Below are 21,792 nucleotides of genomic sequence, written 5' to 3' on the forward strand. Positions count from 1 at the left end.
TCCAGGCTTCAGCCGCTTCCCCTGCAGCCGCGCAGCGACTGGCGGAGAGACGCGATGCCTAAAGGCATCCATGGAGGCGCCTAAAGGCTGGACACCAACACCTGCCGAAAGTCCATGGTGAGTGTTGGTGTCCAGGCTTCAGCCGCTCCCCCTGCAGCCGCGGAGCGGCTGGCGGAGAACCGCGATGCCTAAAGGCATCCGAGGATGCGCCTGAAGGCTGGACACCAACGGATGCCGAAAAACCATGGTGAGTGTTGGTGTCCAGGCTTCAGCCGCTCCCCCTGCAGCCGCGGAGCGGCTGGCGGAGAACCGCGATGCCTGACGGCATCCGAGGAGGCGCCTGAAGGCTGGACACCAACAACTGCCGAAAAACTTTGGTGAGTGTTGGTGTCCAGGCTTCAGCCGCTCTCCCTGCAGCCGCGGAGCGACTGGCGGAGAACCGCGATGCCCAAAGGCATCCATAGAGGCGCCTAAAGGCTGGACACCAACACGTGTGACCTTAATTCCCCGTCCGCTGCAAAATAAACACGACACTTGATTCGACGCTGGCGTCTACCGAATAACTTCGGTTCAGATCGACGTTTAACGTCGGCTGGGTTTCCAAGACGGTGTAACCCTTTGTCCGCACACCGACCTCATAGACTTCAGGGGCTGCGTCCAGGATCGCCACCTTCGACGTTGTCTTTTGCTCCAGCGGCAATTGCGAGCCACGCCAACCGTAGCGTCGCCCGATGTAGACGTAACTATCTTGGGGAAGTGGCGAACCATCGCTGGTCGTCACGGTGACCGACAAGCGTCTCGGTTCAACCGCCGGAATGTCGCCCAGATCGGCCAATTCACCGTGCCGGGCTGCCTGGACAAAACTCAGTGGCAACACCGCCGATGCAGCCTGGCCGGTGTGCGTGTAGAGGGCGTAATCAAGTTCCGGTGGAAGCTGTTCGAAGCGGAACATTCCGGATTCGTCGGTGAAGACTTCCTGTGGCGTCACGATGCTGCCCATCATGCGATTCTTTTGTACCAGGCCGACTTCGACGCCGGCGACGGGTTTGCCGCGAAACACCAATCTGCCCCGTAGATCTGCGCCGGCTCCAAGCGAGATGATGAGTTCGTCGTCACCCGAACGACTCCACCGGGTTTGTGCCGGTGCATAGGCAGACGCATGGATCCGCAGGTCGATCCACTGGATGTGATCACCGACCGACATTTCGAAGAAGCCGTCGACATCGGTCAACGTCAGCGGTGTCACCGAACGGTCGGATCCGCCACCGATGCCGTTGCTGCGGAGGATGTTATGGGGCCGCACCTGGGCTCCCGCGATCGGATCTTCATCGCTGTCGACCACCCGCCCGCGGACGACGTCGATTTTTTCCGTCCGCTCGAGTGGTTCGAGCTGAAATGTGATCTCCGGTTTCAGGGCCGGGTCAAAGTGCTCGGAGACTTGGCCTTGATAGCCCGCACCGCCGGCGGCCAAGCTGAACAGCAAGCTGTCGGACAGATCAGGGATCGAAAACCGTCCGTTTGAATCTGTGGTCGTGCGTTTGGTGCAATCGCGGTAGCACGACGGGCAGGTGGTGGCCGGGCCGACGCGCGGTTTGGCGGTGCTGACGACGACGATCGCCCCGGCAACCGGAGCCTTCTCGGAATCGACCACCCGGCCTGACAGTTCGGCTGTCCCGGCGGTCAGCAGCAGCGACAACAGGAATTTGATCGAGAGCATTTTTCGGGTCCAGCGTCTTGGGTGATGGTGTGGGATAGGCTTCCAGGCTCATCGATCCGGCGAATGACGATCCTGGAATCCAATCCCACTTGTTGCTACCGCCTGGGGGTGATTTCCACTGGAATCAATCTCTGGATCGGGGGGGCACTGGGCAGGTTTAACGAGATGTCCAAATTCATCTCGCCGGTGCTGACCGGAACCATCGTGGAGATCCGTGACGACGAGACGGAACTTGCGCCTCGGGGTCCGCGGACCATCAATTGATAGTTTCCTTGCGGGACCTTTTTGAGGTGAAACCGTCCGTTGGCGTCGGTCGTCGATTGGCTTTCGCGATCGTGATCAACCCAGAAGTTGGGGATCACGTTCCGGTCGCGGCGGATGGAAACCATCGCCTTGGCGACCGGGTTGCCGTCGGCATCAATCACACGTCCGGCGATCTCCTGGTCACCGCGAATCAATTCAAAGTCCTTGACGATCAGCTTTCCGTCGCTGGCGGGTTGTGCGTTATAGCCAATCCCCGCTCCGACACTGAGGCTCGGCACACGGTTCAAGCTGACGCTGACCCGCTCTCCGGCGGGCACGGATGCCCGATACACACCCTCGGAGTCCGTCGTGACGAACTGATGGCCTTTGGATTGAATGACAGTCATGGTCATGCCGTTGGCAGTTCGCTGGATAGGCTTAGTCAGGCTGACTTGCATTCGGGCTCCAGCGACCGGCTTGCCATCGAGCAACACGCGGCCTTCGACGATCGCGGAAGATTGCAACACCAGATGGACGACGCCGTCTTTGGCTTCGCTCAGCTTGACTGTGCCGTCGAAGGCGGCGTCATCGCGGAGATACTTGACGTCGATGAACGCTTTGGGTGATGTCACCCCTTGGGGAACCAGCGTGGCGCGCCCGAGTGAATTCGTGGTTTCGGCCTCGGACTTATCCACGATGCGAGGTGCCCGATCGAATTCGGGAGCGTTCGTGCTAGCCGTTGCTTCGTCACGCAGAATTACCGATGCCCCAACGGCAGGTTTACCGTCGGGCAGCGATACAATGACTTGGTACGTGGCCAGCTTGGGGACCACGATCGGTTCAAGCTCGCGAGGGACAAAATCGGTGATCGTGATTTTTCGATGCGGTAACGACGCGGCTTCCTCCTTCGTCATTCCATATGAAGACGAAGGGATCGCATAGCCCGGTTCCCTAGTCGTCATCACCAACAAGTGCTCGCCCAGGGGGAGTTTCAGACTGAACGTTCCGTTTTCTTTCGAAACGGCCCCGTACGGCGCCGGACCGTCGAGCGAACGTATCGAGATGCCTTTAACGGGAGTTCCCGACGCGTCCACCATTTTCCCGCTGATCGCGACGGCACGGGGGAGCACAACATTGATCGGCTCTTTTCCCGTCACTTGCTCCTTGGAAAGCTCGATTTGCTTCAACAGGAACGGGCTTTCTTCGGGCGTTACGACCGAAAACTTCATCGGCCGATCGTCGCGATCGAAATAGTATTTGATCAGGTGTGTCGCGACACGAAATCGAAAGTTGCCGTCCGAATCGGTCTCGTCGCGGTCAACGCTGGACGATGGATAGACGCTGACTCCCGCGATCCCCGCGCCCCGTTCGTCGCTGACGTTGCCAACGAGCGTATAACCTGGGTCGGCGACAACTGTTGCCGGACTCTCAACGACCTCTCCACTGGGAAGCCTGGGATTGGGACGTTCAAATTTCCCGATTGCGACGTCGTCACTGGTCCGAATGGCAGCGTATCCGTCCTCCCAGTCATCATGAGAAGCCTCGATCGATGCGATCAAACCGACGGGAATGTTTTCGAACTCGAAGTAGCCCGAATTGTCGGTGATGGTTTTCGGTGTCAATTGGCTCATCAACAATTCGAATCGCTCGGGGGCATCCCATGGATCGGCCGTCGGCGCGTACAAGCCTGTCAGGTTCACGATCGCCCCGCCAAGGGGTTGGCCATCGGGCGTCACAAATCGACCGCTGATGGAGTTCGTCTTCGCGAGTTGCAAGGTGATTGCTTCGACCGGCTTCGGATTCGACTTTTCGATGATCAGCTGCAACGTGGCGACGCCCGCGCCCGGCATTGCAGCAACGAGTGAGCCTACCCAACGGTCCGTGCGATCATTCGGAAACGCGGGTGCTTTGACAGCGGCGAATTCGAACTCGCCGCTCGCGTTTGTGTCGGTCCGCCCAATCACGTCGGGCGCTCGAATCAGATCTCGGTCCACCGAGTAAAGGTACTTTTGAGGATCACGTGACACTCTGTGACCACTCGATTCCCTCAGTACGACCGCCGCCCCCGACACCGGCTGGCCGTCGGGCGAGAGGACTGTGCCGGAGACATTGACGATCACTGCGTAATCATCCGGCTCGGCCAGCGTCGGTTTAGACCCTAGTACTCGGGCAATCAAGTCATTGTCGTCTGGTCGAATCGGCTCGTACACGGGGCCGGCGTTGTCTGCTTCCGCTTGACCGGTATCCGCTGAACCCGACTGCGTTTGCTGGTCCGGAGTTCCTTGAGCGATTGAATGCTCCAGCCGCACCGTCGTCGCGATTGCCGCCACAGCAAGCAATGCGACCATCAATCGCAACGAAGCGATTCGCCAGCGGGACAGCCCCGGAACGCCGTTGAGGATCAACGTCAAGCGATCTTCAATTTGAGTGTGACGGCTCATCGCGATGGCCGAGCGATTGGAAAGCTGAGTCGTCGTTCCCTCGCTGCGAAATCGCGAAACGATATTGAGCAGGCTCTCGGCATAACGCCCCGACGACAGTCCGCTGTAGTTTTCGGATGTTGCGATCAGGACATCGCGATCGGTTGCCCATTCACGCGATTCGGAGAGCCGCCGATCGATCAGCCAAACGGCGGGATGGAACCAGTAGAGCATCAGATTCATGGACGCAATCAGCTGGACTGCACCGTCATGCCGACGAACATGCATCAGTTCGTGAAACAACGTCGACCGAATTTCATCGTCACTCCACGATTCAAATTGCCTCGGAACCAGAACGGTGAATCGGAACAGGCCGAACACCAGCGGCATCGAAGTGCGATCCGTCCGCACGATCAAAGGTACTCGCGTCAAACCGATCCGTTCGGCAATGTCATTGGCCAGCGCAACGAATTGCGGATCGACACGCTGTCCCTTCGCCGCCGCGACACGCAATCGAATCATCCCGGCCGAGAATCGCAACGCCACCCACACAAATCCAGCGACATAGATCCAAACAAACACGGTCAATGTCGTCGATCCATCGAGCTTGCGATCGATGGTGGCTGAGCTACGGAGATCGCTCGTGCGCCCCAGTAAAACGTCCTCTCCCGCTGAGGTGAATGCGGACGACGACGTGGCCGGCAAGGCGGTGGAAAGCCGGTTCGGTTGCGTTGTCAGATCGGCGAGCGTTGAGTCTTCTTCTCGTTCCAAAGGACTCGGGATGACTGCCATCGGTTGCATCGCCCGGCCATCATTCCGCCGCGCCCGTTGATCTGTGCCGATCGATTGCCTTGCCACATCGACTTCCGCAGAAGCCAACGGAATCTTCCATCCGCCGAGCAGCAGATGCGCCGGCAAGATCCCCAAGGTCAAGCAAGCCGCCGTCAGCCAGACGGCATACGTGCGTCCTGCGTCGACGCGTTTGATCCGGGCCGCGACCAACCATGCGATGACCGAAACGACCGCAATTTGGACGATCACGACCAAACACAGTGACAGCGGACTATCGATCAACCAGTGGTTCACGCGATCGCTCATTGCTTGCCGCCTTTGGTTTGATGTTGGTTCAACAATCGACGCAGACGCTTGACCTGCTCGTCGCTCAATTCCGTCTTGGGATCGGCAAGGTGCGTGGCCAGTGCATCTTCCACCGAGCCGCCGAAAAAGATTTCCAGGACTTTGCGAAACGCCTTGGCCGCGGCACTTTTTCGCGGCACCGCGGGCAAGTACACGAATCGTTTTCCTTCGCGACGGTGCTTGACGACGCCTTTTGATTCGAGCGTGCGAAGCTGTGTCCGCACGGTCGCATTGGCAAGCTCGTCGGGCATCGCCGCAACGATCTCGTTAGCCGTCGGTTCGCCGAGCTGATAGATCACTTCCATGATCTGCCGCTCGCGGCGGGAAAGGTCAGAACGCACGCTGGACTCCGGGGGCAAATAAGGGTGTCGCATCGAAGTGTTAGAAATGTAACAAATCGAGCGTCACTGGCAAAACCTCTTTTGTTATTTTTCTAACATTTGTGACATTGGTGTCCAGGCTTCAGCCGCTCCCCCTGCAGCCGCGAAGCGGCTGGCGGAGAGACGCGATGCCTAAAGGCATCCATAGAGGCGCCTAAAGGCTGGACACCAACACCTGCCGAAAAACCATCGTGAGTGTTGGTGTCCAGGCTTCAGCCGCTTCCCCTGCAGCCGCGAAGCGACTGGCGGATAGCCGCGATGCCTAAAGGCATCCATAGAGGCGCCTCAAGGCTGGACACCAACGGATGCCGAAAAACCATGGTGAGTGTTGGTGTCCAGGCTTCAGCCGCTTCCCCTGCAGCCGCGAAGCGACTGGCGGATAACCGCGATGCCTAAAGGCATCCATAGAGGCGCCTAAAGGCTGGACACCAACACCTGCCGAAAAACCATCGTGAGTGTTGGTGTCCAGACTTCAGCCGCTCCCCCTGCAGCCGCGAAGCGGCTGGCGGATAACCGCGATGCCTAAAGGCATCCATAGAGGCGCCTAAAGGCTGGACACCAACACCTGCCGAAAAACCATCGTGAGTGTTGGTGTCCAGGCTTCAGCCGCTCCCCCTGCAGCCGCGAAGCGGCTGGCGGATAACCGCGATGCCTGACGGCATCCGAGGATGCGCCTGAAGGCTGGACACCAACAGGTGCCGAAAAACCATGGTGAGTGTTGGTGTCCAGGCTTCAGCCGCTCCCCTGCAGCCGCGAAGCGGCTGGCGGAGAACCGCGATGCCTGACGGCATCCGAGGATGCGCCTGAAGGCTGGACACCAACGGATGCGAGTAGGACCTTGAACCGGCGCGAACGACTACAATGGGGTCCACTCGAACCCAACTCCATTGACCTTACCTCTCCCATCCATTTCCAAATGCATCTCCCTTTTCGTTTCATTCTTGCCACCCTGACCGTCTTGGCGTGTTTCGCGTCCCCTTCTGCTGCCGCCGAGCAGCCCAATATCGTCTTGATGCTGTCCGACGACATGGGCTGGGCCGACCCCGGATTTCAGGGCGGCAACGCCGATCTGACGCCAAATTTGGATCGTCTGGCCGGCGAAAGTCTTCGTCTGACGCAGTTCTACGCCCATTCGGTCTGCGCACCGACTCGCTGTGCCTTGATGACCGGACGCTATGCGTTTCGCAATTGGATGGATTGGCGGTCGGAGGACTTCGGCAAACCCAGCTACCTCGAGAAACTCGGTCTGGAACTGGCCCACACCGCCGACGGGACGCCGACGCGGATGCTGCACGCGCTGGATACGAACGAACACACCATCGCAGAAGCACTCAAAGCCTCCGGCTACTACACCGCTTTGATCGGCAAATGGCATCTGGGTGAATGGTTACCCGAACAATTGCCGATGGGCCAGGGTTTTGATCACCAATATGGTCACTACGGCTGGGGCATCGATTACAACAACTACACGATCCCCCACAATTCGCCGGCCACGTTTGCGGTCTATGACTGGCATCGCAATCAACAACCGCTCGATGAACAGGGATACTCGACCGACCTGTTCGCCAACGAAGCGGTTCGGTTGATTTCCGAGCGCAGCAAGGACGTCCCGTTTTTCATCTATGTTCCCTTCAACGCGATCCACGGACCGTTGGAGGAGATTCCACGCTACACCGACACGCTCGACAAGCGTTCGGCGGCGCTGAAATGTCTCGACGACGCAGTGGGACGCATCGTCGGTGCGGTTGACCAACACGGTTTCGCCGAAAACACGATCGTCGTATTTGCCAATGACAATGGAGGATTGACCGAAGAGGTCAACCGGCCGTACCGCGGAACCAAGAACACGACGTTCGAAGGCGGAGTCCGTGTGGCGTGTACGATGCGATGGCCCGGAAAGATTCCCGCCGGAAAAACCAGCGACGCGATGATGCACGTCGTCGACTTGCTGCCGACCTTTGTCAGCCTGGCCGGAGGCAGCACGAAACCGTGTCGACCGCTTGACGGCATGGACATGTCGCAAGTGATTCTGAATGGTCAGCCGAGTCCACGGACGGAGATTGTGTACGAGGTCGCCGGCAGCGTGCGATTGCCGACCATCCGCTCGGGTGACTTTAAACTGATGGGCGACATGCTTTACAACCTTGCCACCGATCCGACCGAGTCCACGGACATCGCGTCAAAGCATCCCGAGATTGTCGCTCGATTGAAATCGCAACTTGATGCGATCGGCAAACAACGACCACCGTTGCAAAAAGTCCTCGGATCGCCGCCGCGATTGATGCATCCGCCGCAGCCCTTTGTCTATGGTCAAGCTGAAAACCGCGATGCACCGGACTGGTTGAAGACGCGGGTGATGGCGGTGCGGAGCAAGCAGCCCCAGTCGTGGGCGCCCGGCGAGACCCCTTGGCCGCAAGCCCCGACCGGTGCGACGATCAAGTACAGCGGCGACGGACGGTAGCCTTGAACCCGTGAGAATTACGCTTTGAGAGTCCATCACCCAACCCTGGCGTTTCGCTCCGTCCTCGGTTTGCTGTTCATTCTCGGCGGTGTCACGACCGTCGTCGCCCAGCAAACGTTTGACCTGAAACCGGCCGCCAGTCCGGTCGACAATCCGCTCAAGGGTTTGGTGCCGTACGCGCGTCCTTACCCGGATCGATTCCCGCACAGCATGGAATTCAGCTATCTCGCACTCAGTGATCTGATGCGGGCGGAAGACGAATTCGACTGGCAGCCGCTTGAAACACTGCTCGACGACATCGCCTCGCGTGGCAACCAAGCGGTGATTCGGGTCTACGTCGAGTATCCGGGAAAGCAGAAAGGGATCCCGGAATACCTGATCAAGGGCGGGCTGAAGCTGCACACGTACCTCAACACCAACACGGCTCCCCTGCCGCCGAAGCAGATCACGACGCCGGACTACGAGGACGAGCGTCTGCGATCGGCGTTTCGTGCCTTCATCGCTGCGTTTGGCAACAAGTACGACGGAGACGCACGGTTGGCCTACATCACCGCCGGCTTGCTGGGCACGTGGGGCGAATGGCATACCTATCCCCGCAACGACCTCTGGGCCAGCAACGAAACCCAAGCCATCGTGCTGGATGCGTACGAGGCCGCGTTCGCATCGACGCCCGTCTTGCTGCGTTACCCCGCCGGACCGAATCACGGCTATCAGGCCGAAAACGCGTCGCGCCCCTTCGGCTATCACGACGACTCCTTTGCTTGGGCAACGATCGAAACCGGCAAACAGGAGGACGATTGGTTCTACATGCCGGCGCTCAAGGCCGCAGGCCGCGCGGCGATCGATAAATGGAAAACCCAGCCGATCGGCGGCGAGATTCGTCCCGAGGCTTGGGGCAAAATTTTCGATGACCGCGATCAGTGGCCCAAGCAGGTGCAGAGTTTCCACGAATGTGTCAGCCAAACACACGCCACGTGGTTGATGGACACCGGGATGTTTCGTGAAGTCGCTTCACCGAAGCGGCTGGAACGTGCAACGAAGGAAGTCCGGCGGATGGGTTACGACTATTATGTCCAACGAGTGGCGTTCGTTCCCGATCGACAGACGGACCGATGCCAAATCACTCTGCAGCTGATCAATCAAGGCGTCGCGCCGTTCTACGCCGACTGGCCCACCGAAGTGGCCGTTGTCGATGCAGCCGGCAAAATCGCCAAACGCATGATCGCGCCCGGGCTGTCGATGCGGGGACATTTGCCGAGCGCAACGGCGCACGAGTTGTCGGCGTCGATCGACATTGCAGGGCTTTCGGGAACGAACACCGTGTTGATGCGAGTGGTCCATCCGCTCGAAGCGGGAAAGCCGTTGCGGTTCGCCAACGCGGAGCAAGGTCAAACGAAACCGGGCTGGTTGACCCTCGGGCAAGTTCGCTTGCCGTGACGAAACGCGTTCCAGCCAGACCACAAAGCCCCGTGCCGTTCTGATACGATTGAGAAGTTGCACGCCGTTACCGTGCCGTGTCTTTTGACAAACGCTTGAGTTGAAGTGTCATGAAAAAATTGATCGAACCGCAATTGGGAAACGAGATCGGGATCAACATTCACAGCGCCCACCGGATCGAATCGGCAACGCTGCTTGCCGCCGAGGAGGATTATTTTTCGGTTCGATCCGGCGATGACGCGAACGTTTTTCACGTCCCGTATGTCAACATCGTCAAAGTGATCGAGAACCCGGAGGGGGTGACGGTCAGCGGTTTTTTCAAGAGCCACAAAACGCACCCGTTTGTGATCAAGATCGGCCACGTGGTGGAATACGTCCCGACGTAACCAGCCGCCGTAGGTCACGCTGTGCGTGACATCACGATGTAGGTCATGCTGTGCATGACGTCACGACGTAGGTCACGCTGTGCGTGACGTCACCGTGTAGTGGTCCGTCTATCTCTAAATGTCATGCTGAGGGTATAGGCTTTGAAGCTTGACCCGCGCGTCTGCCGTGGTGAATCTCCATTGAGCGCCACAGCGACCCGCATTTCGAGCTGCAACCCATTTATGCACGGCTGCATCAAGAGATTCCTCGGAAGCAAAACGCTGGCTACCGATGCATTGGCGGCTTAGAACGCTCAGTTCCATTTCAGCCATGTTCAACCACGAACCATTTTTCGGCGTAAAGACGAGGTGGATACGGCGACGCAGATCACCGGCCGTCTTCGCGTCAAACGTGTGGTACAGGCTGGCTATCGCATGAGTATTGAGATTATCACACACCAGCGTGACTGTCTCGGCGTGTGGATAGTCGTGCTCAAGAAGTTGCCGGACTTCCTCAGCCCAGTCGGTACGCGTACGGCTCTCACGGCAGCCAATCCGTCGCCATCCCTCAATCGGGTTGTAGAACAACAATAAGGATCGAACGCCGTGCCGAACATATTTGTCATCAACGCGTTTCCAGTTTCCTGGCTTCCCGTCTCGTTTGGGGCGAGCCGGCAACGGTTCAGAGAGATCTGCGAGTATTTGCCGTGATGCTTCGTCCATGCAAATCAGGACGTGTTTGTCATCGTATTGCTGCTGATAGACGTCGAGGACTGTTTCCATTTGAGCGACGAATCTCGCCCGATCCGACTCGGGGATGCAGTAGCGTTCAGTCCGCCAGGGCTGCAGCTCGTTTTTTTTAGACATTGACGCACGGTCTCGGGGCAAACCGATTCAACAACTTTCAGGCGAGCTAATTCGTCACAAAGCAATTGCAACGTCCAATGATCGCGTCCATCAGGTGGCTCGGCGCAGGCCAAAACGATAAGCTGAGCCTCGGCCTTGCCATCAAGCTTTCGTCGCTCGGGTGCGGCTGGACGTGGTTTGCGCTCGCACGCAGCTTCCACACCCTGAGAGTCACGCTCACAAACAAATCGTTGTCGAATGCGAACGACCTGACGCACAGAGAGTCCTACCAATTCCGCGATATTGGCATCCGTCCGTCGACCATCAGGGTGATTGACATCGGAGAGAAGTAGAATTCGTGCCCGCCGCTGCTTCGACACACCAACAGACTGCAGGCGTACAATCGCCTGCAACTCCTTGCGTTCCGCCACAGATAATTCGACACAATACTTCCTTGACGTATCTGGCATCACTAGTCCTCCTATCTAGCACTCTGGGAGCCCAGAGTGTAAGAGATGGATGACATTTAGGCATAGATCAACCAGTAGGTCACGCTGTGCATGACGTCACGATGTAGGTCATGCTGTGCATGACGTTACGATGTAGGTCACGCTGTGCGTGACGTCAGATGGCATGCACAGCATGCCCTACTTCTTCTTGGGCTCAGGTTTCTCTTTATTGGGCAGCCATTCAGCCAGCTGTGCTTTGATCGGGGTACTGCTCGTCTCGGCGGCCAGATTTTTCCATTCGTAGGGATCGGCGACAACGTCGTAGAGTTCTTCTTCGCCGTTGGCGTAACGGATGTAGCGATGCGTTTCGGTCTTGACCGAATGGTTGCCGCGTCCGTGCGTGGTGATCGCGGGGAATTCCCATGGCGATTGGGGATCGCGTAACAACGACGAAATGTCGCGACCGCTGACGTGTTCAGGCGTCGCGATCCCTGTCAGCTCACACAGCGTCGGGTACACCGACATCAAATCGACCGACCGGTCACAGCGTGTGCCGGGCGTCGTCAATCCCGGGACGACCCAGAGGAAGGCGGTCCGCGTGGTTTCTTCCCACAACGCGAACTTGCGCCAGTGTTCTTTTTCGCCCAGGGACCAACCGTGATCGCTCCACAGGCAGATGATCGTGTTGTCTTTGTTCGGGCTGGCATCGAGTGCGTCGAGCAACCGGCCGAGGTTCATGTCGGTGTAGCTGCATGTCGCCAAGTAGGATTGAATCGCGGCTTTCCAACGCCCGCTTTTGAGGAACTTGGCGTGATCGCCTTGCGGCCCGGCCATCTTCACGCCCGACGGCGGAATGTCGGCCAGATCGTTTTCGATGTGCGGCGGCAACTGGATCGATTCCAGCGGAAACGCATCGTAGTACTTTCGCGGGGCGACGAACGGCAGGTGGGGTTTGTACAGTCCGCAGGCGACGAAGAAGGGTTTGTCGCTTTTCTTGGTGATCCGTTCGATGCAGTAGTTGACGCAGTGCCAATCCATGATGTCGTCGTCTTTCAGGTTCGGGTGCGTCACGTCGTCGTGATAGCCATCATATTTCTTGACGCCCGGTCCACTGGCGCTCAATCCGTCATCGGACATGTACTCGGTCCATTCGCTGGGATAGTACTGCCTGGAGTGATAGATTTTTCCGGCACCGGCGACGTGATAACCGGCCTTCAGAAATTGCGCGCTCAATCCCTCGCCGGCCGCTTGGTGGTTTTTCCAGGCGTGACCGTTCTTGTAGCAGCCTGACACCCACGGTCGTCGACCGCTCATCAACGCACAACGCGATGGTTCACAGGCCGGCACGGCACAATGGGCGTTCGTGAAGGTGACGCCGCGCCGAGCCAGCCGATCAAAGTTCGGCGTGCGGGCCTGCGGGTTGCGGTTCAAATGCGTCAGCCAGTGGTTTAAATCATCGACGGCGATGAACAAGACATTCGGCCGATCGGCCGCCGAGACGAAACCGGACAGACAGCACAAGACGGCGACAATCATCAATCGCGACATGGGAAATGGCCGGGGTGAGGGGGAGACGGTCGGGGTGGGTGAATACCAACCCCTGCCAGTCTATTCGATTGAACGGATCGCGGTGCAGCTCGTCAATCAAGCATTTTTTAGCGGTAGGGCGCGAGCCCTCCGGTGTTTCGGGAACGATGAGAGAGCGGAGGGCTTGCGCCCTGCCGCTAACACATCGTCAAACGCAGAGAATAAATGCTTCACAGCGTTGCCCTTCGGGGTCGCGTCTGACGGGGGACCGGATGTCCGGAGGTGTCGCTGCGCTCACCTCCGGCTACTGGCTTTGACCCCGTCGGGGTAGGCCACCTGCTTAGGCACTGCAGGCGCTCGCACCGTTCCGCTAGCTCCTAAAGGCCAACGTGTGGGCACAAGATCAATCAAAGGGTGCGCCCTGGGGCAGGCGCGTGTCTGCGGGCGCCGAACCGGTGCCGCGCCATTGCGATTATTGCTAAATTCTCTTCGCGACATCGAATTCCGCAGTCGCGGAATTCGCCTGGCGGTCTCAACCCATTGCACCACCCATCGAGTGAACGAGATGAAGATTACGGGATTCAAGGTTTATCAAGTCGACCTGCCCCTGGCGGAAGGCAACTACAGCTGGTCGGAGGGGAAGAGCGTCGACGTCTTTGATTCCACGGTCGTCCAAGTCGAGACGGATTCGGGAGTAGTCGGTTTTGGTGAAGTCTGTCCTCTCGGGCCGGTCTACCTGCCCGCCTACGCCGCCGGAGCCCGCGCGGGGATGCAAGAACTCGCCCCCCAACTGATCGGCGAAGACCCGACCCAGTTGTGGGCGCTCAATCACAAAATGGACCGCGTGATGAAGGGGCACCCCTACGTCAAAACGGCGATCGACATGGCCTGCTGGGACATCCTGGGCAAAGTCTCCGGGCTGCCGGTTTGCACCTTGCTCGGAGGCCGATTCGGTGACGATGTGGTGCTCTATCGCGCGATCTCCCAACGACCGGCCGCGGAGATGGCCGACAACGTGGCCGGGTACCGTGCCGAAGGTTATCGGCGGTTTCAGTTGAAAGTCGGTGGCAAAGCCGATGAGGACATCGAGCGAATCCGCGCGGTCCGAGAGATCTTGCAGCCGGGCGATAAGTTGGTCGCCGACGCCAACACGGGATGGTTAATGCATGAAGCGATGCGGGTCGTCGGTGCCGTGCGTGACGTCGACGTCTACATTGAACAGCCCTGTGCGACCTATCAGCAGTGTTTAACGATTCGCCAAAACACCAACCTGCCGTTCATCTTGGACGAAGTGATCGACTCGGTCGACGCGATCCTGAAGGGCGCCTCCGATCGCGCGATGGATGCCGTCAACATCAAGATCAGCAAGTTCGGCGGACTGACCAAAGCGAAACAGGCGCGCGACCTGTGCGTGTCCCTGGGAATCGCGATGACACTCGAAGACAGCTGGGGCGGAGACATCATCACCGCAGCGATCGCGCACCTGGCACACAGCACGCCGACGGACTATCTGTTCACTTCGACCGACTTCAACAGCTACGTCACCCAATCGATCGCCGATGGGGCACCCCAACGGGTCAACGGCCGGATGGCAGCATCGACCGAGCCCGGGCTGGGGATCACACCCAAGTTCGACGTCCTCGGCGACCCGGTCTGGAGCTGCTGAGCGAGCCCGTTGACGCGAATGCATTCAGGATGGAACCGGCATAGGGTCAAAAAATGGGTTGGTCAAAAAATGGGTTGGTCAAAAAATGGGTTGGTCAAAAAATTTGGGGCCTGATGGGATGATTGCAGTGGAGTCGGGTCACTGCATTTTTTGACCACCCAATTTTTTGACCAAGATCAGAACCGGCAGGTGAGGAGCACACACACATTTGCGTCCTACCCGTGGTCAGCGTCATACTGGGATTCTGACAGCCGCGGACGACGCGTTGCGGCAACGGGTTTTGAGCACGGCCAAAGACGACGAAGATGGCGACACTGTTTTCCTTCTCACTGCGTTTCAGGTCGACTCATTCGAAGGTCGTCTCGGTCCGTTTCGTCGCGCTCTGCCTGATGACGCTGCTGGCCACTCTCTCGCCCTTGTCCGCGCAGCCGCCCGAACAAGAACGTCAGGTCGCGGATCGGTTTCTTGACGTCCTGCTGCGGAACCCACAACCCGGCACGGCGCTCGATCGTGTCTATGACTTTCATGTCCAAGGTCAATCACTCGATGCCTTGCTGCAGTCGCTCGATGATGCCAACTCGGGTCACAAGCAGATGGTCCGTGGCTTGATTCAGCTCAAGCGGGCCGACACATCCGCCGCGGTTGTTTCCCTGCAGAAAGCGGAAGCGTTGCTGGTCGGAAATGCCAGCGTCAGTCACCAGCTGGCCAAAGCGCTGGCGGCCGAAGGTGAAAACGAAAAAGCGATCGAGGCGTTTCAACGTGCAATCGCCAACCGCCCCGATCGTCGGCAAGCACCGGACATCTATCTTGATCTCGGCAGACTTCATTGCCGGACCGGTCAGACCGACCGGGCGATCACGCTTTGGAATCAGTTGGTCGATCAATACCCCGACGATCATTCGATGGCGGAAAAAGTTGCAACCGCCTTGGTGGCCCAGCAAGCCTACGAACCAGCGCTCGACCACTATCGACGGTTGGCCGGACAAGCAAAGACGGCGGAAACCCGCGTCGGCTACCAAATCAAAGTTGCCGATCTGACGGCCCGGATCGGTCAAACACAACAGGCCCGCGATCAGTTGCAATTGATCCTGGATCGACTGCGACCGGGAAGCTGGCTGCACTCCGACGTCCGTAGCCGATTGGAACGGAGCTATCTGTCCGCCGGCGACACCGATGCGTTGGCGGATTACTACCGGCACCAGGCGGAACGATTTCCGGACGACGTCACGCTGCCGATTCGATTGGCAGAAATCCTGGCGGGATCCGGGCGTCATGACGCGGCCGTGCCGATCTTGTTGCAGGTGATCGAGCAGGCGCCGCAACATGTCGATGCCCTACTTGCCCTGGTGGAAATCCTGGAAGGCGAAGGCAGGGCCGGCGAGGCGGCTCGACAGATCGAACAGCTGATCGCCATTGATCCGGCCAACCCCGACTATCGGTTGCGGTTGGGAGAAGCCCGTCTCGGTGATTCAACGATGAGTCTCAAACGACGGCGCGCGGCGGCACAGCAGGCCTGGGATCAGCTCGCCAACGTCAAGTCGGATGATGCCGCCCTGTTGGCGACCCTCGCGCGACACATGCAATCCATCGAAGCCTCCGATCGCGCCGTCGAACTCTATCGGCGAGCGATCGATGCGGCGCCCGACGACCCGCACTATCGCGAATCCCTGGGCGAACTGCTGCACGGTCTCGGACGGCACGACGAGGCGATCGCCGCTTGGCGATCCATTGCAGATGGCCAGCGGCGGACCGCGGAATCGCTGATCCGGCTCGCGACGGTCTTCGGTTCATTCAAGCTGACCGACCTGGCATTGCAAAGCTGGCAGCGAGCGGCCGAGCTGGATTTGTCGATTGACCAACGCTTGCGTTACGTCCGCGTGCTCTCGGAAGCGAAGCGACACGACGCGGCGTTTACAGAATTGGAAACCGCAGCGGGTTTGGCGCAAACCGCTGAAGAACGCGAGCGACTGATCCGGCGTCGCATCGAAGCACTTCGGGCGGCGGGCAAACTGGGCGAACAGATCGCTCAGGTTTCCGTCGAAGCACCGACGCCGGAAAACCAACGGTTTCTCGCTTTGCTTTTTCTTGCCAACAGACAACCGGCGGCGGCATCGCTTTCGATCGACGCCGCATTGAAACTTGATCCAGAAAACGTTGCGATCCTTCGCGATGCGGTCGACATCGCCGAAGGATGGGGGCGACGTTCCACCGCCGCAACGCATCTGGAAACGTTGGCGCAGTTGGACAAACGCTTTCAAGTCAACCATCTCGGTCGATTGGTTCAAATCTGGGAGCAGTTGGGCGAATGGGATCAAGCCTCTCGCGCCGCCCAAGCCATGATTGACGCCAATCCGGCATCCCCGGATTCGTATCGCTTGTACGCCCGCATCGCCTTTGCGTCGGACCAGGATCAAGCCGGCGAAAACGCGCTGCGACGAGCCATCGTGGTGGATCCCCGCGCCATCGACGCACGCGTCACCCTGGCACGACGATTGGCCGACCGCTATGAAACACTTGCCGCGATCGATTTGTTCTGGCAAGCCATCGAACACGAACGTCGATTCACCGAACGGACAGACCTGGTCGAGCAACTGGTGCCGCTGTATGCACGGCGTGGAGAAATCGACCAGCTCGTGACCCGGCTCGAACGCGCTGAAATGGACGGACTTGATCAAAAATCCAAGTCAATCTTGATCGCGTCCGTTTGGACGTTCGTGAAGGATTTCCGGCAAGCTCACACCGTGGTCAAGCGGATGCTCGGCAAACATCCGCGGGATGTCAAACTGCTGCAGGCGATGGTCGACCACTTGTCGCAATCCGGGAACCTGCTCTCGGCGATTTCGTATCAACGCCGGCTGGTCAATGTTGAAGACACGCCGTCGAATCAAAGTCGACTCTCGTCGCTCGAATTGGAAGCCGGCTTGGTCACGCAAGCCGAAGTGAACCTGCGAGAGATGAAGGCGACGAAGGATCCCACGCGGATGGCGTCCATCATCCGTCGCATCGCAATCACCGATCCCGAGCAGGCGGCCGAGTTGTGTCGTGTGGCGTTGGAAAACAATCGCACCTTGTGGGACATCCGCATCGTCCGGGCTCAACTGCTGTTGCTGTCCGACGCCCCCGAACGCGCCGAGCATTTGGCGCAAGCCGCGAAGGTGGCCGGCGAAGTTGCTGCGTTGAAGCTCGATGACGACGCACCGTCAATCTCTGGTTTTGCCCCGACGCTTCAGTCCCCTTCCGCGTCGCGGGCTTCGTTAAGGACATTCCCTTCGTCTGCCCCAATGTCGAATGTTGTCGTGGTGCGTGGCCCTCCGGGATCTCCCCTGACGCTCAAAGCCAGGCGACTGACGCAAGTTTTCATCGACCGCGATCACTTTCCCGCCTCGGCTGCGGCATCACTGCAAACCATTTTGTTGCTCAATGAGCGACGAATCACGAGTCGGCAAAACAGCGGTTTCAAAAGTTACTCGTTCTCCTTTGGCAGCAACTTTCTCGCGCCCGAGAATTACTTCCAGGCCTACTGGATCGCGCATTGCGTGCAGATTCTTGCCGATCGTGAATTGGCGTCCCTGCACGGACAATCAGTCACGACGAAACAATTGATCGATAAACGGTTCTCCGCCCCGCCGAACGACTCCGATGACGTCGCCGCGTTTCGACACGCCATCCTGCTGCACTCGATCCAGAATTCGCTCGACGACACCGACACGTTGCCACCCGAAGCAATCATCTGGCGGGTGGCTCAGCTCGATCCGGCGGGCGACCACCCGGCGCTGGTAGACCTACTCGCCAGGCGATCACGCATTCGGCAGGTACTGGAAAAGACCCAGCAAGAAAAGATTTCCCCACTCGATGATTCAAAGCTGGAGATCCTTTCCACCGTTTGTCAAACACACCAGACCCTGGCAACGAAGCGTTCGGCGCCGATCGAGTCGATCATGCGCGATCTGCAATTGCGACAAAACTTGATCGCCGAGTGTCGTGTGGCGGGGAAAAAATACCCGTTCGCAGAAACGCTCGATCAGTCGGTCGTCCCATCGACTTACCACCGCGCGGTCGCCGAGATCCATGCCGCTTTGTGGGAAAACAATGTTTCCTTTGCAGATGAAAAAGCTGCCCATCTGGTGCAGATCGCCAGGGCCAGTCGCCCCGGAGATTCGATGACCGACCAAGTGGTTCCGTGGATCGTTTCGCCGACGAGTGAACCGGAACGAGCCTTCGTGCTTCGCCATCGCGAGCTACTGGCCGATGCCTGGATCGCGCATTGTTCTCGTTGGTCTCTTTTGTATCGACAGGGGCTGCCACCGTCCGAGTTGTTCGGGGGTGAGCAACTGCAGATTGTCACGCCGCTGTTGTCTCCTGGTATGAGTCCGACGCGATATGAACTGTTCAAGTTGCAGATGCCGCTTTCGAAGCGATTGATTGAGGCGAATCTGTTGCGGGGGTTGCTGCCGCTGATTCCGAAGCAGATCGTCAGAGGTTCCTCACACGCCATCCTTTCGCTCCCGGACGATTTCCTGGAGCGGTTGGTCGAGCCGCTTGAGGGTGCGACGCCACACGAGTTGAAATTGCGGCGGATTCTTGCTGCGTTCGCCGCATGGTGGGACCAACGGCCGCTGGATTGTCTTGTCCAACTGGAAACGCTGGCCGATGAGTTCCCCGATGATCTGGATTTACAACTCGAAGCGGCACGTCTGGCCGTGATCACGGAGCAACCCGCCAAAGCGTTCGAGCGTCTTGATCAGATCACAACAGCCGACGCCCCCTCCCGCCAGCAAGTCGAATTGGCTCGCTTAATTTTGGCCGCACAGGCGGGCAACGAGGACCTCGTTCGCTCCACCGCCCGACAACTCCTCGCCCGGCCGATCGATACCGACACGCGGACCTTCCTGACAAAACAACTGCAATCGATCAATTCAAAAAATGCATCGGTGGCCTCGTTGCAACAGGCGATCGCACAACAGCCTGTTGCCTCGCCCCCCAGTCGCCGTTCCAAACGCAATCCACGGAGCGATGATGTCGAGCAAATGAAATTGGCCCAGTCGCTGTTGGAGTCCGGTGATTTGATCACCGCGTCGGAGGTCGCCTATTCAGTCATCCATCGCCAACAGGACCCTCGCCAGGAAGACCGCTCCGGCACACGGCGTCAGGCGATCCTGATCCTCGCCCAGACGAATCGTTTGCAGCCCCTGATCACTTCGACCAAGCGAAAACTTGAGTCATCCCCGAACTCGAACGTCTATCGCGAAGAACTCGCCGACTTGTATCTCGCCGCAGGGAAACCGGAACTCGCCCGCGGTCTTTGGGAACAGATTATCGAGTCCGAACAGCTGACGCCGCGACAAATCATCATGCGAGCGAGTTCGCTGCGGGGCAAACGAGATTTCCATCACGCCGCTGTGCTGTACTTGTACGCGTTCGAACGTGATCCCAAGCAATGGAAAATTCACTGGAATGTGTTCACCCGCGCCGCGTCGATGTCGACGTCGCAGGAGATCCTGTTCGATCACCTGTGCCGAATCGACATCCGAACGTTTTCACTGGAATCTGTCTGCAGTGCAATCCGGATCCCCGGCTCGAGGCCATTTAGCGACGCCCAGCGGCGTTTCGCCCGACATGTCGTCGTAAACCATCCCCAAGCCGTCGCACAGTTGGACGTGTTGCTGGCCTCGATCCCTGAATCCGAACGGAAGCAGATTCCCGAGTTGAACTCGATGATGGTCGATGCCATCACGTCGCCGAACGCCTTTCGCCACGATTCACCGCTGTGGAGCGTGCGGGGATGGAATGAATCGGGAGTCGTTCGGGGCGTCTTGGCCGATCTGATGAATCTGTTGCATCGCGATGACCAAGCGTCGCAGCGGTTTCTCAACGCGGTCGACGGTTCAATGGACAAGGACACTCAAGCGGTTAGGCAATGGCTGAAAGCCGTTTATCAATTACACACCGAGTCGACACGGGCCGCGGCGGCGGAGCGGATTCGTGCGATGGTTCCCGCTCGCTTGAATGACCAGATCACCACCTCTCCGCCGGTAAACCTCCCCGCCGGACTGCTTTGGCAAACCGGCCAGCTGATCGAAACGCTTGATCCGATCGATCAGAAAGCGATGCTGCAGATCGGTATCTTTCAGGCCGCGGTTGGCAATTCGCCAGCGGAGCCATTGCCGTCACACACCGTCGGTTCTCCGCTGGATCAACTGTTTCGAACCTATGTCAAAGTCGGCCGGAGTGAGCTTGCCCGTCGCGGTTGGCTGGAGCGTCTGCACACGTGGCAATTTCCGCGAACCACGGGCGTGCGTGAGAATCGGCAATTGCAGGTCGCGGCGCACCTCGCAGAGAACCTGTTCGATTCCGGCTTCCCGATCGATGCCGCCGGAATCTGTCGGCGTTTCTTGGACCAGCCCTTGGTGTTCCAACTGGCCAGGCGTTATAGCCAGGGACGGAATCATCGCAGGATTTTGGAAACCCGATTCGAATCGGCAATCCAATCCGTCGATGCCGAAAACTCCATCCACTACGTCGACGCGATGCGGAGTGATTTTTTGGGCGGCGTTCCGAATGCAACGTTGGATCTTTACGGGACCAAGTTGGACGACTTGACCGAGACCCCACAGGATTGCCTGTTCGAGTTGGCGATCCGATCCGCCTGCTCCACTCCGGCTGGGCGTGATGCATGCCAGAGACTGCTGGAGGAACTCGATCGCATCGCGGATGCGGAAGAGCGTTCATCGGCGAATCTTCCCGCCCATCTGGTGTTGGCGTCGGTGGTCCGCCCAGACAGCTTGAGCGACTTGCTGGACGAATGCTTGCAAACGTTGCCGACAGGGACGCGGATGGATTCGGGTCCGTTGCATGAATTTGTCATCGCGTTGACGACGATCATGAGGAGTGATGTCGAATCCGCCGACGCAGCGACGACGCAAGTGATTGCACGGTTGAGTGAAATCGCGACCCAGCGCAACGATCAGACCGCCCTGTCGGTGCTGTCCGGGCTCAATCGCGGCGAAACCCCCGCCGCCCGCTGACCGGTTTGCCGACTGGATCAGCCGTTTGGCGCGAGCCTACGGGCCTGGGTGTGTTTGTGTCGTCGTTGGGGCCCGTACGCTCGCGCGATACGGCTCATCCCACGTGCGATCCGATTCAA

At 58.8% G+C, this 21,792-nt stretch carries 10 protein-coding genes and 1 pseudogene; 5 read left to right on the forward strand and 6 right to left on the reverse strand.

Going from position 1 to position 21,792, the window contains the following annotated elements; all coding sequences use genetic code 11:
- Positions 1–499 precede the first annotated feature (499 nt).
- The 3 genes from TBK1r_RS13795 to TBK1r_RS13805 form a co-directional block, all read right to left on the reverse strand.
- Positions 500–1,717 carry a carboxypeptidase-like regulatory domain-containing protein gene (locus TBK1r_RS13795; RefSeq protein ID WP_145211471.1) on the reverse strand — a complete coding sequence of 406 codons (1,218 nt, stop codon included), beginning with the start codon at positions 1,715–1,717 and terminating at the stop codon, positions 500–502.
- 95 nt (positions 1,718–1,812) lie between these two features.
- Positions 1,813–5,478 carry a carboxypeptidase regulatory-like domain-containing protein gene (locus TBK1r_RS13800; RefSeq protein ID WP_145211474.1) on the reverse strand — a complete coding sequence of 1,222 codons (3,666 nt, stop codon included), beginning with the start codon at positions 5,476–5,478 and terminating at the stop codon, positions 1,813–1,815.
- Complete coding sequence (locus tag TBK1r_RS13805) at positions 5,475–5,891, reverse strand: BlaI/MecI/CopY family transcriptional regulator (protein ID WP_145211477.1); 417 nt, start codon at positions 5,889–5,891, stop codon at positions 5,475–5,477. Before TBK1r_RS13805 ends, TBK1r_RS13800 begins: the two co-directional genes overlap by 4 nt.
- Positions 5,892–6,813: 922 nt before the next feature.
- On the opposite strand from TBK1r_RS13805, the gene TBK1r_RS13810 reads away from it, so the two are divergent.
- The 3 genes from TBK1r_RS13810 to TBK1r_RS13820 all read left to right on the forward strand — a co-directional run bounded on the left by TBK1r_RS13810 (position 6,814) and on the right by TBK1r_RS13820 (position 10,181).
- The gene (locus tag TBK1r_RS13810) at positions 6,814–8,358 is read left to right on the forward strand and encodes an arylsulfatase B (RefSeq protein WP_145211480.1); all 1,545 of its coding nucleotides are present in this window, start codon (positions 6,814–6,816) and stop codon (positions 8,356–8,358) included.
- A 24-nt stretch (positions 8,359–8,382) separates the two neighbouring features.
- On the forward strand, positions 8,383–9,795 hold the full coding sequence (locus TBK1r_RS13815; protein WP_145211483.1) for a DUF4832 domain-containing protein: 1,413 nt from the start codon (positions 8,383–8,385) through the stop codon (positions 9,793–9,795).
- 110 nt (positions 9,796–9,905) lie between these two features.
- Positions 9,906–10,181 (forward strand): hypothetical protein, encoded by a 276-nt coding sequence (locus tag TBK1r_RS13820; RefSeq protein WP_145211486.1) that lies wholly within the window; start codon positions 9,906–9,908, stop codon positions 10,179–10,181.
- A 114-nt stretch (positions 10,182–10,295) separates the two neighbouring features.
- On the opposite strand, the gene TBK1r_RS13825 is transcribed toward TBK1r_RS13820, so the two are convergent.
- From TBK1r_RS13825 to TBK1r_RS13835, 3 genes and pseudogenes are all read right to left on the reverse strand, one after another.
- Positions 10,296–11,027 (reverse strand): IS630 family transposase, encoded by a 732-nt coding sequence (locus TBK1r_RS13825; protein ID WP_145211489.1) that lies wholly within the window; start codon positions 11,025–11,027, stop codon positions 10,296–10,298.
- Positions 11,028–11,083: 56 nt separating this feature from the next.
- Positions 11,084–11,476, reverse strand: a pseudogene (locus TBK1r_RS13830) (helix-turn-helix domain-containing protein); the annotation flags it as partial.
- Between the two features lie 177 nt (positions 11,477–11,653).
- The gene (locus tag TBK1r_RS13835; RefSeq protein WP_145211495.1) at positions 11,654–13,003 is read right to left on the reverse strand and encodes a sulfatase; all 1,350 of its coding nucleotides are present in this window, start codon (positions 13,001–13,003) and stop codon (positions 11,654–11,656) included.
- Positions 13,004–13,547: 544 nt separating this feature from the next.
- Between TBK1r_RS13835 and TBK1r_RS13840 the strand changes: the two genes are divergently transcribed.
- Together TBK1r_RS13840 and TBK1r_RS13845 are read left to right on the forward strand one after the other, a co-directional pair.
- Entirely contained in the window at positions 13,548–14,648 is a 1,101-nt protein-coding gene (locus tag TBK1r_RS13840) for a cis-3-hydroxy-L-proline dehydratase (RefSeq protein ID WP_145211498.1), read from the forward strand.
- A 305-nt stretch (positions 14,649–14,953) separates the two neighbouring features.
- The gene (locus TBK1r_RS13845; protein WP_145211501.1) at positions 14,954–21,673 is read left to right on the forward strand and encodes a tetratricopeptide repeat protein; all 6,720 of its coding nucleotides are present in this window, start codon (positions 14,954–14,956) and stop codon (positions 21,671–21,673) included.
- Positions 21,674–21,792: the final 119 nt, after the last annotated feature.

The organism is Stieleria magnilauensis, from assembly GCA_007753675.1.
Taxonomy (GTDB): Bacteria; Planctomycetota; Planctomycetia; order Pirellulales; family Pirellulaceae; genus Stieleria; species Stieleria magnilauensis.